The 13,004-nt window shown below is 74.4% G+C and carries 8 protein-coding genes and 2 pseudogenes; 5 read left to right on the forward strand and 5 right to left on the reverse strand.

All coding sequences use genetic code 11. The features are described 5' to 3' along the window. Nucleotides 1-4 precede the first annotated feature (4 nt). Both ACFVTF_RS08925 and ACFVTF_RS08930 read left to right on the forward strand, forming a co-directional pair. Nucleotides 5-1,873, forward strand: coding sequence for a CocE/NonD family hydrolase (locus ACFVTF_RS08925; protein WP_387811103.1), 1,869 nt, complete (start codon nucleotides 5-7; stop codon nucleotides 1,871-1,873). Nucleotides 1,874-1,921: 48 nt separating this feature from the next. Next, entirely contained in the window at nucleotides 1,922-2,614 is a 693-nt protein-coding gene (locus ACFVTF_RS08930) for an aspartate/glutamate racemase family protein (RefSeq protein ID WP_387811106.1), read from the forward strand. Nucleotides 2,615-2,698: 84 nt separating this feature from the next. On the opposite strand, the gene ACFVTF_RS08935 is transcribed toward ACFVTF_RS08930, so the two are convergent. Then, a complete protein-coding gene (locus tag ACFVTF_RS08935) occupies nucleotides 2,699-3,157 on the reverse strand; it encodes a MarR family winged helix-turn-helix transcriptional regulator (RefSeq protein ID WP_387811109.1) in 459 nt (152 codons plus the stop codon). A 130-nt stretch (nucleotides 3,158-3,287) separates the two neighbouring features. On the opposite strand from ACFVTF_RS08935, the gene ACFVTF_RS08940 reads away from it, so the two are divergent. Further along, complete coding sequence (locus tag ACFVTF_RS08940) at nucleotides 3,288-4,544, forward strand: alpha/beta hydrolase (RefSeq protein ID WP_387811112.1); 1,257 nt, start codon at nucleotides 3,288-3,290, stop codon at nucleotides 4,542-4,544. Between the two features lie 66 nt (nucleotides 4,545-4,610). Here the strand turns inward: ACFVTF_RS08940 and ACFVTF_RS08945 are convergent. The 3 genes and pseudogenes from ACFVTF_RS08945 to ACFVTF_RS08955 form a co-directional block, all read right to left on the reverse strand. Further along, nucleotides 4,611-5,330, reverse strand: a pseudogene (locus ACFVTF_RS08945) (putative Ig domain-containing protein); the annotation flags it as partial. A gap of 213 nt (nucleotides 5,331-5,543) precedes the next feature. After that, nucleotides 5,544-6,230 (reverse strand): annotated as a pseudogene (locus tag ACFVTF_RS08950) (serine protease); the annotation flags it as partial. Between the two features lie 177 nt (nucleotides 6,231-6,407). Further along, a complete protein-coding gene (locus tag ACFVTF_RS08955; RefSeq protein WP_387811115.1) occupies nucleotides 6,408-7,358 on the reverse strand; it encodes a hypothetical protein in 951 nt (316 codons plus the stop codon). A 167-nt stretch (nucleotides 7,359-7,525) separates the two neighbouring features. On the opposite strand from ACFVTF_RS08955, the gene ACFVTF_RS08960 reads away from it, so the two are divergent. Continuing rightward, a complete protein-coding gene (locus tag ACFVTF_RS08960; RefSeq protein WP_371516469.1) occupies nucleotides 7,526-8,644 on the forward strand; it encodes an alpha/beta hydrolase in 1,119 nt (372 codons plus the stop codon). 135 nt (nucleotides 8,645-8,779) lie between these two features. Continuing rightward, nucleotides 8,780-11,305 (forward strand): ArnT family glycosyltransferase, encoded by a 2,526-nt coding sequence (locus ACFVTF_RS08965; protein WP_387811118.1) that lies wholly within the window; start codon nucleotides 8,780-8,782, stop codon nucleotides 11,303-11,305. Between the two features lie 92 nt (nucleotides 11,306-11,397). Here the strand turns inward: ACFVTF_RS08965 and ACFVTF_RS08970 are convergent, their stop codons facing one another. After that, a complete protein-coding gene (locus ACFVTF_RS08970; protein ID WP_371516471.1) occupies nucleotides 11,398-12,975 on the reverse strand; it encodes an alpha/beta hydrolase in 1,578 nt (525 codons plus the stop codon). Between the last annotated feature and the right edge of the window lie 29 nt (nucleotides 12,976-13,004).

Here is a 13,004-nt window from a genome sequence, read left to right on the forward strand (position 1 = left end):
GGCCATGCCGTCCTACCCCTTCCGCACCACCCGCGAGGACGTCCGCATCCCGCTGCCCGACGGCACCCGACTGGCCGCCCGGCTGTGGCGCCCGGTCAGCGACGAACCCGTCCCCGCCCTGCTGGAGTACTCCGCCGGCCGGCTCACCGACCGCACCGCCGCCGAGGACGCCCGCCGCCACCCCTGGTACGCCGGCCACGGCTACGGCGCCGTCCGGGTCGACACCCGCGGCCACGGCAACTCCGACGGCCTGCCCGGCGAACCCGGCGGCGACCAGGAGCTCGACGACGGCGCCGCCGTCCTCGACTGGCTCGCCCACCGCCCCTGGTGCAGCGGCCGGGTCGGCCTGCTCGGCGTCGGCGCCGCCGGCACCACCGCCCTGCTGCTCGCGGCCCGCGCCCCCGACACCGTCGGCGCCGTGGTCACCGTCTGCCCCGAAGGCGGCCACCGCCTCGGCGGCGCCCTGCTCGCCGCCGACCTGCACACCCGGCTCACCGCCCTGGTCGCCGGCGCCGCCCTCCCGCCCGACCCCCGGCACGTCGGCGACGCCTGGCGCGCCGACTGGCTGGCCCGCCTCGAATCCCTGGACCCGCCCGTCGACGCCTGGCTCGCCGCCGGCGAGACCACCGTCCCCGTCCCCGCCCCCACCTTCGCCGTCGCCGGCTGGGGCGACCCGTCCTGCTCCTTCGTGCTGCGCCTGCTCGCCACCTCCCCCACCGCCCGCGCCCTGCTCGGCCCCTGGCCGCACGGCCTGCCCGAGGACACCCTCCCCGAGACCCTGCGCTGGTGGGACCACTGGCTGCGCGACCTCGACACCGGCGCCCTGGCGGAGCCCGCCCTGCGCAGCTGGATCGGCACCCGCTGGACCGGCGAGGACGCCTGGCCCTCCCCCGACGTCCGGGAGATCCACTACGGCCTCGACGGCCCGTTGCGCACCGCCGGCACCGCCTCCGACGACCGCCACGTCCGCGTCCGCTCCCCGCAGCACACCGGCCTCAACGCCGGCGCCTACGTCCCGCTCGGCCGCCCCGCCGACCAGCCGCCCGACCAGCGCGAGGAGGACGGCCGCTCGGTCTGCTTCGACTCCCAGCCGCTGCCCGAACCGGTCGAACTGCTCGGCATCCCGACCGTGCGGCTGCGCCTGCGCGCGGGCGGCCCGCCCGCCCAGATCACCGCCCGGCTCTGCGCCGTCGGCCCGGACGGCACCTCCACGCTGCTCACCCGGGGCGTCCTGGTCGCCACCGGCCCCGACGCGGACGTCGAGCTCGCCGCCTGCGCCGGCACCCTCCCGGCCGGGCACCGGCTGCGGCTCGCCCTCTCCTCGGTCTACTGGCCGTGGGTGTGGCCCACCCCGGACGACGCCGGCTACGCCATCGACCCGTCCCGCTCCGCCCTCACCCTGCCCACCCGGCACCTCGCCGCCGACGTCGGCGCCGCCCCCGTCGCCTTCGAGGCCCCCGCCCTGCCCGAGCCGCTCGACATCCACCGCACCGAGCCGCTGACCGCCCGGCCCGAGCACGTCACCGTGCACGACATCGGCCGCCGGGAATGGCGCTCCGAACTCTCCCCCGCCACCGACGGCAGCCGCACCCACCCCGACGGCCTGGTCCGCGACGAGCACACCGTCACCGCCTACCGGGTGCTCACCGACGCCCCGCTCAGCGCCCAGGCCCGCACCGACCACACCGTGCGCCTCGAACGCCCCGACATCGGCTGGGACGTCACCGTCCAGACCCGCACCCAACTGCGCTGCGACGCCGGGCACTTCCTCAGCATCGTGCAGCTGCGCGCGCTGGAGGCCGGTTCGGTGGTGTTCGCCCGGGAATGGCAGCACCGCGTACCGCGCTGGATTCCTCAGGGCAATTCCAAGTAATCCTTATACCTTTGCTTTCAATTCCCGCATTGCTTTATAAATGGCGGTATGAAGACCCTCGGCCTGATCGGCGGCATGAGCTGGGAATCCACTGCCGAGTACTACCGGCTCCTCAACGAACTCACCCGCGACCGCCTCGGCGGCCTGCACTCCGCGCCGCTCGTGCTGCACTCGGTCGACTTCGCCGTCATCGAACGGCTCCAGGCCGACGGCCGCTGGACCGAGGCCGGCGAGGTCCTGGCCGGCGCGGCGCGGTCCCTGGAGGCGGCCGGCGCCGAACTGCTGCTGATCTGCACCAACACCATGCACAAGGTCGCCGACCAGGTCGCGGCCGCGACCCCCGTCCCGCTGCTGCACCTCGCCGACGCCACCGCGGACGCCGTCCGGGCCGCCGGACTGCGCCGGATCGGGCTGCTCGGCACGGCCTTCACCATGGAACAGGACTTCTACCGCGGCCGGCTGGCCTCCCACGGCCTCGACGTCCTCGTCCCCGGTCCCGACAGCCGCGCCCTGGTCCACCGGGTGATCTACCAGGAGCTGTGCCTCGGCGTGGTCCGCGAGGAGTCCCGCGCGGCGTACCGCCGGGTGATCGACGAACTGGTGGCCGCCGGCGCCCAGGGGGTCGTCCTCGGCTGCACCGAGATCGAACTGCTCGTCCGCCCCGAGGACAGCCCCGTCCCCACCTTCCCCACCACCCGCCTGCACGCCGAAGCCGCCGTCACCGCCGCCCTGGCCCCGTAACGGGCCCGCGGCGGCCCCGCGACGACCCGACGGCCCCGAACCACGATCCGCGATCCGTACGCAGGACACGCCCCCGCCCCCCGGTCAGAGCCGGTCGTAGATGGCGACCAGCTGCCGCAGCACGTCGGTCGCGGCGTCCAGGGCGGGGGCGTCGTGGTGCGCGAGGGCGGTGTCGAGCGCCTGCGCCAGGGCGTCCTGGCGTTCGCCGTGGCGGCGCCGGCCCGCGTCGGTGAGGGCGACCAGGACGGACCGCTTGTCGCCCGGGGGGCGCTCCCGGGTGACGTAGCCGGCGGTGGCGAGGTTGTTGACCAGCTGGGTGGTGGCGGCGCTGGTGGTCTCGGTGGCGGCGGCGAGCTGGCCGATCGACAGCGGGCCCGCCTCGGCCAGGACGCGCAGGGCCCGGGCGTGGGTGAGGGAGAGTGCGCCGGGGGTGCGGGTGGCGCGTCCGCGCAGGCGGGAGTCGGCGGCGCTGAGGCTGTAGGCGGCGCGGGCGAGCCGGTCGAGGGCCTGCTCGCGGGCGGGGGCGGGTTGGGGCTGCGACATGGGGGCGGCCTCCGTGGCTCGATCGATGGGCGGGTTGACAGCAGAATATCCTAAGTACTTAATAGATAAGTACTTAGCGACTCGGGCGGCACCGCCACCGAGCCCCCTATCCGCATGGAGGACACCCGTCATGACCGTTCGTTCGACCGGACAGAGCTGGGCCCTGGACATCGCCCTCGCCCAGGGCGGCTTCGACGCCCTGCACCCCCAGGCCAAGGGCACCCTGGAGCAGCTCGGCCACGACCACACCGACTTCGACAAGGTCTTCGCGCTGGTGCAGAGCGGAGCGATGCTCCCCAAGGCCTGGGCCACCGTGGCCGGGCAGGCCGAGGAGCGCGCCGCCCACCACGAGCGGGGCGGCTTCGCCCAGACCGCCGCCGACCTGTACGTGCGCGCCGCGGTGATGTGGGGCCGCGCCCAGTACTCCGTCTTCGACGCCACCGACCCGCGCAAGCTCGCCTTCCGCGAGCACGCCAACCACTGCGTGGAGCGCCTGGGCGCGCTGCGCGACGACCGGGTCCGCCGGGTGGAGCTGGACTTCGAGGGCGGCCGGATCTACGGCCTGCTGCACCTGCCGGCCGGCGAAGTGCGCAACGCCCCCGCGGTGATCCTCGGCCCGGGGATGGACATGATCAAGGAGGACTACATCTACGCCGCCGAGCGGTACTACACCTCCCGCGGCATCGTCGCCCTGTCCATCGAGGGCCCCGGCCAGGGCGAGACCCGGGCCAACGGGCTCACCGTCGACCTCACCAACTACGAGCGGGCGATCGGCCGTTACCTCGACCACCTGGCCTCGCTCCCGGAGGTCGACCCGCAGCGGATCGGCATGTTCGGCATCTCGATGAGCGGCTACTGGGGCTCGCGCGCCGCCGCCACCGACCGCCGGCTCGCCGCGCTGGCCGCCTTCGAGGCCGTCACCGGCGACTTCCAGACGATCTTCGAGCAGGCCCAGCCGACCTTCAAGAACAACTACATGTACATGGCCGGCTACACCGACGAGGAGGCCTTCGACCGCGAACTGGTCGCCCGGATGCCGCTCGGCGACCTCGTCCAGGAGATCGACTGCCCGGTCCTGTACGGCATCGGCGAGTTCGACGAACTGACCCGGCTGGAGCAGGCCCTGGCCAACTACGAGCGCGTCCGCGCGCCCAAGGAACTGCGCGTCTACGAGAACGAGTTCCACCCGCTGGGCGGGGTCGCCGCCGAGGTCTTCCGCTTCGGCGCCGAGTGGATCGAGCGCGCCCTGAACGGCGAGTTCGCCGAGGCCGGGCGCGACGTGCGGCACTACGTGCACCACGACGGCCGCACCACCGACGGCACCGCCGACCCCACCTGGTGGCTCGGCGCCGTCCCCGCCCGGATCACCGACGCCCGCCGGGCGTGACACCGGGCGCACGGTCCGGCCCCGGGGCGTGGGAGCCCCGGGGCCGGACGGTGTACCGGTGGCGCGTCAGCTGGTCTGGATGGAGGTGTCGTCGATCACGAAGCTCGTCTGCAGCGAGGCGTCCTCGGTGCCGGTGAACTTCAGGGTGACGCTCTGGCCCGCGTAGGACGAGAGGTCGAAGGTCCGCTGCTGGTAGCCCGCCGCCGCGTCCACGTTGGAGTACGTCTTCAGCGTCGTCCCGTTCACCGCCACGGTCAGCTTGTCGTACGCGGTGCTGCCCGTCTCAGCGGTGTCGATGTGCAGCCAGAAGCTCAGCGTCGCCTTGCAGCCCGCCGGGATCGTCACCGTCTGCGCCAGCGTGTCGGTGTGCGAGGAACCGTAGCCGTTCAGCCACGCCTTCCACGAACCACCGTGCGCAGCCTGCGAGGAGCTGTTGTCCACCACGCCGGAGCTGGTCGTCCACGGCGCCGCCGAGCCCGTCTCGAAGCCCGCGTTGCCCAGCAGCTGCGCCGGCGTGCAGGTCCCGCCACCGCCACCGGTCACCGTCCACGTGAAGCTCGCCGTACCCGACTTGCCCGCCGAGTCCTTCACCGTCACCGTCACGTTCGACGAGCCCGCCGTGGTGGCGGTACCCGTGATCGCGCCGGTGGAGGCGTTGATCGCCAGCCCGGCCGGCAGACCCGTCGCACTGTACGACAGCGGCGCCGTACCACCGGAAGCGTTGATCTGGAGGTTCACCGCACCGCCGACCGCCGTGGACTGGTCACCGGGGCTGCTGACGGAGACCGCGCCGCTGCCGGCCGGCTTGGTGAGCAGGCAGCCCGCCACGTTGAGGTCGATGACCCGGCCGTTGCCGAGGCAGGTGGTGAACCAGTAGGTCTCCTCACCGTAGCTCTGGCCCTTGACGGCCTTGGTGGTGCCGTCGGCGGCGACCTCGCAAGGGTTGTCCAGGGTGCACATCTCGCCGTTGTCGTTGCCGGTGTTGTTGATGCCGATGATCCGCCCGCTGGCGGAGTCGATGATCGGCGAACCGGAGGTGCCGTGCGTGGTGTTGCAGCCGGAGCTGTAGCGCAGCGAGTCGTGCCAGGTCCACTGGTCCTCGCGCAGGGTGGGCACGAACCCGTTGACGGAGCAGTTCCACACCTGCTTCCAGTACGAGGAGGGTATGTACATCGCGGCGCCGTCGGTCGGGTGCGTGTCGTTGACCGTCAGCGCGGTGGCGCCGTACTTGGAGCTGATCGAGCCGTAGGTGTCGGTGAGTTGGTAGAGCGCGACATCGGTGCCGGTCATGGTCGCGTAGACGACCTTGTCGGCCTGGACGGTGCCGAGGCTGTTGCCGGCGCCGTCGAGCAGGGTGCCGCTGCGGCTCGCGCTCGCGTTCTGGATGACCTGGCCGGCCGTGGGCATGGTCGGCAGGCAGTGGCCGTTGGTGAGCATCAGGGCCCGGTCGCCGGCCACCGAGGTGGGGTAACGCACCAGCGAGGCCGAGCAGTTGCTCAGCGCGATGGTGGAGGTCAGGTCGCTGGCCTGGACGGCGTGCGCGGGGACGGCGGCGAGGGTCAGCCCGCCCGCGACGACGGCGCCGACGCCGGCCATCGCGGCAAGTCTCTTGAACATGGCTCTCCTTGTGGGGGATCGCGGGGTGTACGACTGGTCGCCGAGGCCCGCGCCGCACGAAAGTGCCATGGTCACTTCAAGTGGTCAACCGTATTGGCCGAACTCGCCGACGGCAATCGGCCGTTGCGGCCCGGGGCGGCAACCATCCGCCCCGGTATGCCCGTTAAGGGCGGGCGCGATGACACCCCACGGCACCGGCCGTGCCCGTCCGTCGGGGCCTCGTGTCGGCCCGCCCGCTCGCCCGGGCTACGGCTGCGGGAAGGAGTTCGCGTCCACCTCGTCGGTCTTGGCGTTGCCGCCGACCGTCGGCTGGAGGGTGATCGACCAGGACGTCGCGGTGCGCCCGGTCTCGAACGCCAGCGTGTCCTGGAACTTGGTGAACCGGCAGCTCTGCGTGAACGCCTTCGCGTCGGAGTCCCAGTCCACCCCGCCCGCGAAGTACACCTCGTACGTGCCGTCCTCGACGCCCTCGATGCTGGCCTTCTGCCCCTTGGCCACGTACACCGAGTGCACCGACTTGCCGTTCAGCGCGAGCGAGACGACCGCGTCCCCCCTGCCGCCGTTGTCGACCTTGAACACGCCCTCGCCACGCAGCCGCCCCTCGCGCACCAGGGTGCCGTTGTCCAGCGACCGGGACTGCTGCTTGGGGGTCTGCGGGACGGCGAAGGTCGTCGGGTAGCCGGCCGCCGCCATCTTGGCCAGGGCCGCCGACACCGCCGCCAGGCCCTGCGAGGCGCCCAGCTCGGCCTGCGCGGAACCCACCGCGCAGACGGCCCTGCTCTTGATGTCGCCGCGGACCTTCGTCGCGTCGGCGGCCAGCGAGGTCAGCGCCGCCACCAGCTCGGTCCGCGCCGTGGTGACCGCGGCCGGCTCGGTCACCAGGCCCAGGCCCCGCCCGGCCGTCCGCGCGCTGCCGGCGATGCCGCCGAGCACGCCGTCGAGGTCGCCCAGGGTCCTGGCCCCGGCTACCTGGCCGAGCGCGGTGTTCACCGGGTCGATGTTCGTGCCGAGCACCGGGCCGTACGGCGGCGGCGTCGGGGTGGGGGTCGGCGTCCGCGTCGGCGCGGGCGGGGCCGGGGCCGCGCCGGTGGACGGCCCGCCCGCGGCGCTCCCCCCGCCGCCCCCGGTACCGCTGGAGCAGGCCGCGAGCAGCAGTATGGTGCCGACGGCCAGACCGGCCTTGGTGATGGACTTCATGAACCCCGCCCCCGTGACGCCCCGCGCACACAGCGTGCACGTGTCCGCCGCCATGCTGGCGGGCCCGCCCGGCGCGGTCAACCGGATTCCGAGGGCGTGCGGAGGGCGTGCGGGGAGCGCGCAGGGGGCGCCCGGGGGCGCTGATCGAGGTCAACTACGATCGGGGCGTGCTCAGCCTCACCGGACTCCCCCTCCAGATCGTCGCCTCGGTCGTCGCGATCCTCGTCTTCGGCGCCACCATGTGGCTCTGGCCGCGCTTCGGCGGGAAGGGCTGGAAGTCCTGGACGGGCCGGATCGGCGCCTTCCTCGCCACCCAGATCGCCGTGCTGGTCGCCATGGGCCTGATCGCCAACGGCTACTTCGGCTTCTACAGCTCCTGGAGCGACCTGCTCGGCACCGACGGCAAGCCGGGCACGGTCGTCGACCACACGCCGAACGCCGCCGTGGCCGTCACCGGCGAGCAGAAGTTCTACTCGGCCCAGGGCTCCGACCGGGAGCGCTCCGGGCTGATCCAGCAGGTCGCCGTCAAAGGAGCCTCGACCGGCCTGAGCACCGAGGCGTTCGTCTACCTGCCCCCGCAGTACTTCCAGCCGGACTACGCGCAGCAGCGGTTCCCGATGGCCCTGGTGCTCACCGGCTACCCGGGCACCCCGGAGAAGCTGATCTCGCTGATGCAGTACCCGGCCTCCACCCTCACCGCGATCGAGCAGAAGAAGCTGCCGCCGACCGTCCTGGTGATGATGCGCCCCACGGTCGTCGGCAACCGGGACACCGAGTGCGTCGACGTGCCGGGCGGCCCCCAGGCGGAGACCTTCTTCACCACCGACCTGCCCAAGGCCCTCGCCACCACCTACCGGCTCGGCACCGACCCGGCGAGCCGCGCCGTGATCGGCAACTCGACCGGCGGCTACTGCGCGCTCAAGTTCGCGATGCGCAAGCCCGACTCCTACCGCGCGGCGGTCGCGCTCTCCGGCTACTACAGCGCGGCCCACGACGAGACCACCGGCGACCTCTTCGGCGGCAACGACCAGCTGAAGGAGCAGAACGACCTGCTGTGGCGGCTGAAGAACCAGCCGGCCGCCCCCGTCTCCCTGCTGCTCACCACCAGCTACGACGAGAACAACTACGCCGACACCCAGGCCATGGTCGGCGCCTTCAAGGCCCCCACCAAGCTGTCCACCATCACCCTGGACACCGGCGGCCACAACTTCCACACCTGGACCCGGGAGATCCCCCCGGCCCTGGAGTGGCTCGGCCAGCACCTCACCATGCCGAAGGCCGCCTGACCACGCCGAAGGCCGCCCGACCGGCCCCCCGGCGGCCCCGCCCGATCACGCGATCACCCGAACGCCCCGCAGATCACACCCGTCTCACAGCGTCGTCTCACGCTCCTCTCAGCCGCACCACGCACGGTATGGCGCATGACCACGACCAGCTACTCCACACCGGCCGGCGAACCGTGGCCCGAGGCCGCGGACTTCCCGCCGCCGGAGGTGCCGCAGCCGGACCCCGCCCGGCCGGACCCGGCGCCGCTCTTCCCCGAGCAGCCCCTGCCACCCACCGGCCCCAAGGGCCCCGCCTCCTGGTCCGGCCGGCTGCGCACCCTCCCCGCCCGCGCCTGGCGCGGCCGCGCGGACGACCCGCGCTGGGTGCGCCCGGCCCTGCTGGCACTGCTGGCCGCGACCGTCGTCCTCTACCTCTGGGGCCTGAGCGCCTCCGGCTGGGCCAACGCCTTCTACTCGGCCGCCGTCCAGGCCGGCAGCCAGAGCTGGAAGGCCTTCTTCTTCGGCTCCTCCGACGCCGGGAACTTCATCACCGTCGACAAGCCCCCGATGTCGCTGTGGCCGATGGCCCTGTCGGTGCGGGTCTTCGGCCTGTCCTCCTGGTCCGTGCTCGCCCCGCAGGCCCTGATGGGCGCCGCCACCGTCGGCGTCGTGTACGCGACGGTGCGCCGGCGCTTCTCCCCGCTCGGCGGCCTGCTCGCCGGGGCCGCCCTGGCGCTCACCCCGGTCGCGGCGCTGATGTTCCGCTTCAACAACCCCGACGCGCTGCTGGCCCTGCTGCTCACCCTGGCCGCGTACGGGCTGGTGCGGGCCATCGAGGCGGCGGGCACCCGGTGGCTGGTGTTCACCGGGGCGATGTTCGGCCTGGCCTTCCTGACCAAGACCCTGCAAGCCTTCCTCGTGCTGCCCGCCTTCGCGCTGGTCTACCTGGTCGTCGCGCCCACCGGCCTGTGGCGGCGGGTGCGGCAGCTGCTGCTCGCGGGCGCGGCCATGGTGGTCGCGGGCGGCTGGTGGGTCGCGGTGGTCGAGCTGCTGCCGGCCTCGGCCCGCCCGTACGTCGGCGGCTCGCAGGACGACAGCTTCCTCTCCCTCACCTTCGGCTACAACGGCCTCGGCCGGATCAACGGCGACGAGACCGGCAGCGTCGGCGGCGGCGGGCGGCTCCCGGCCGGGCTCGACCTGCCCGCCGGGGCGATGCGCGGCGGCCGCGGCTGGGGCCAGACCGGCCTCACCCGGCTGTTCGGGAGCGACATCGGCGGGCAGATCGCCTGGCTGCTGCCGGCCGCGCTGATCCTGCTGGTCGCCGCCCTGTGGGCGACCCGCCGCTACGCCCGCACCGACACCGCCCGCGCGGCGTTCCTGGTCTGGGGCGGCGCGATGCTGTCCACCGCGCTGGTGTTCAGCTTCATGTCCGGGATCTTCCACCAGTACTACACGGTGGCGCTCGCCCCGGCCGTCGCGGCGCTGGTCGGCATGGGCGTGGACGGCCTGTGGCGGGCCCGGCACCGGCTTCCGTGGGCGCTGGTGCTGGCCGGCACCCTCGCGGTGACGGCGGTGTGGGCGTTCGTCCTGCTCGGGCGGAGCGCGGAGTTCCTGCCCTGGCTGCGCTGGGCGGTGCTGGTCGGCGGGCTGGTGGCGGCGGCCGCGCTGGTCGCCGGACAGCTGGCCGGGCGGGCCGACGGGCGGCTCGGGGCGCGGATCGCCTCGGTCGCCGGCCTGGTCGGCCTGGCGGCCGCGCTCGGCGGGCCGGCCGCGTACGCGGTGGACACCGTCAACACGGCGCACAGCGGCTCCATCGTGACGGCCGGGCCGGCCGTCCAGGGCGCCTCCGGCCCGGGCGGCGGCGGCCGGCACGGCGGGCAGGGCTTCGCGGGCAACGGGCGGGGCTTCCAGCCCGGCCAGAACGGCGGCGGGCAGAACGGGGGCGCACCCGGCTTCGGCCAGGGCGGCGGCAACGGCTTCAACGGCGGGGGCAACGGCGGCGGCCAGGGCGGCCAGCGCGGCTTCAACGGCGGCAACGGCTTCAACGGCTTCAACGGCGGCTGGCCGGGCGGCGGTTCGGGCAAGGGCCCGGACGGCGGCAACGGTCACCGCGAGCGCGGCACGGGCGCCAACCCTGGCACCGGCAACCCCGGGACCGGCAACCCCGGGACCGCCGACCCGGGCACCGGCAACCCCGGCGGCGGCGAGGACCCGGGCGCCTTCGGCCCCGGCGGCATGGGCGGCCCCAGCGGCTCGGGCGGCATGGGCGGAGCGGGCGGCATGGGCGGCCTGCTCGGCGGCACCAAGGTGAGCGAGGAGGCCGCCGCCCTGCTCGAGGAGAACGCCGACCAGTACACCTGGGCGGCCGCCACCAGCGGCTCGCAGAACGCCGCCAGCTACCAACTCGCCACCGGAAAGCCGGTGATGGCCCTCGGCGGCTTCAACGGCACCGACCCCTCGCTCAGCCTGGCCGGCTTCCAGAAGTACGTCCAGGAGGGCAAGGTCCACTGGTTCATCGCCGGCGGCTCCCACCGCGGCTTCGGCGGGGCCGAGAGCGGACGGGGCGACACCGGGGAGAAGGAGTCGGAGACCTCCCAGATCGAGAGCTGGGTGACGAGCCACTTCACCGCGAAGACGGTCGGCTCCACCACCTTCTACGACCTGACGGCCCCGACCTCCTGACCGTCCCACCCCAGGGGGCGCACCGCAGCCGGCGGTGCGCCCCTTCGCGTTGCCCCCGCGGGAAAGCCCCCGTCAGACCGCGCCAGCCCCCGTCAGGCGGACGGGCAGTGCGTCCCGGCGGCGGGCAGCGTGCCGTCCACCAGGAACGCCGCCACCGCGTCCCGCACGCACCCGCTCTTGTCGTAGCCGGTGTGCCCGTCGCCGTCCCGGGTGAGCAGGACGGCGTCGGCGAGGTTGGAGGCCATCCGCTGCGCCCACGGGTACGGCGTGACCGGGTCGGCGGTGGAGCCGACCACCAGGATCGGGGCGCTGCCCTCGGCCCGGATCCGGGCGGGCCGTTCGGCGGTGCGGTACGGCCAGGAGCGGCAGTCCGGGGCGAACAGCGCCGCCGAGGTGTCGTGCCGGCTCATCAGCGGGGCGCGGGTGGCGAGTTCGGCGCGGTCGGTGCGCAGGTCCCCGGCGCCGGGGGCCATCAGGGCGTCCGCGCAGCTGATGGCGACGAAGGCGTCCGCCGCGGTGGAGTATCCGCCGTCCTCGGCGCGGCCGTTGGCGCCGTCGGCGAGGGCGAGCAGTTCGGCGGCGTCGCCGCGGGTGATCGCCGGGTCGAGGGCCTGGCGCAGCCGCTCCCAGGAGCGGTGGCCGTCGTAGAGGGTGTCGAGGGTGCCGTTCCAGGCCAGGGTGGCGGTGAGGCGGCGGCCGTCGGCGGCGGGCAGCGGGTGCGCGCGCAGGCCGTCCAGGAAGTCGGCGAGCCGCTGCGGGGCGGCGGCGCGGTCGCGGCCGAGCGGGCAGCCGTCGCGGCCCGCGCAGTCGGCGGCGAAGTCCCGCAGCGCGGTCTCGGTGGCGGCGGCGGCCTCGACGTTCATCCGGACCGGGTCGAGGCTGCGCTCGAAGGCGCCGTCCAGGGCGAGGCGGCCGGTGCGGGCGGGGAACTCCTCGGCGTAGAGGGCGCCCAGGTAGGTGCCGTAGGAGCTGCCGAGGAAGTCGAGCCGCCGTTCGCCCAGGGCGCCGCGCAGCACGTCCAGGTCGCGGGCGGTGTCACGGGTGGAGAGGTGGGGCAGCAGGGTGGCGTACCGGGCCTGGCAGGCGTCGGCGAGCACCCGGCCGCGGTCGTAGCCGGGGTCGTCGGTGCTGGTCCACTCGTCCCGGGTGCGGTCGTCGAGGCAGTGCACGGGGGTGGTGCGGCCGGCGCCGCGCGGGTCGAAGCCGACCAGGTCGAAGTGGTCGGAGAGGGTGCCGCGGTAGTCCTCCCAGCCCCAGACCACCCGGTCCACGCCGGAGTTGCCCGGCCCGCCGGGGTTGAGCACCAGTGCCCCGATCCGCCGGTCGGCCTCGGTGGCGCGGATCCGGGAGACGGCGACGTCGATCGTCTCGCCGCCCGGATCGGCGTAGTCCAGCGGGACCTTGAGTCCGGTGCACTGCGCGACCGGCTCCCCGGCCGGGCGCTCGGGCCGGTCCGGGCAGTCCTTCCAGTCCAGCGGCTGGAGGTACAGGGCCGCGAGCGCGGGGGCGGCCGTGCCGGGCACCAGGTCCTGGGGCCCGGCCGCGGCCGCGGCCGCTGTGCCGGGCCGGCGGGCGCCCGGGTCGGACGGCCCGGTGCAGCCCGCGGCGAGCACGAGGAGGGCGACGGTGAGCAGGACGCGGAGCGGGCGGCGGGGGTTCGACGAGTGCACCGCCCACGAATACCACCCGGCGCCCGCCC

Origin of the sequence: Kitasatospora sp. NPDC057940 (genome assembly GCF_042887425.1) — a bacterium.
Classification (GTDB): Bacteria; Actinomycetota; Actinomycetes; order Streptomycetales; family Streptomycetaceae; genus Kitasatospora.

Coding starts and splice junctions, on each gene's coding strand:
- ACFVTF_RS08925 (WP_387811103.1), top strand. CDS start 5: ATGCCGTCCTACCCCTTCCGCACCACCCGCGAGGACGTCCGCATCCCG.
- ACFVTF_RS08930 (WP_387811106.1), top strand. CDS start 1,922: ATGAAGACCCTCGGCCTGATCGGCGGCATGAGCTGGGAATCCACTGCC.
- ACFVTF_RS08935 (WP_387811109.1), bottom strand. CDS start 3,157: ATGTCGCAGCCCCAACCCGCCCCCGCCCGCGAGCAGGCCCTCGACCGG.
- ACFVTF_RS08940 (WP_387811112.1), top strand. CDS start 3,288: ATGACCGTTCGTTCGACCGGACAGAGCTGGGCCCTGGACATCGCCCTC.
- ACFVTF_RS08955 (WP_387811115.1), bottom strand. CDS start 7,358: ATGAAGTCCATCACCAAGGCCGGTCTGGCCGTCGGCACCATACTGCTG.
- ACFVTF_RS08965 (WP_387811118.1), top strand. CDS start 8,780: ATGACCACGACCAGCTACTCCACACCGGCCGGCGAACCGTGGCCCGAG.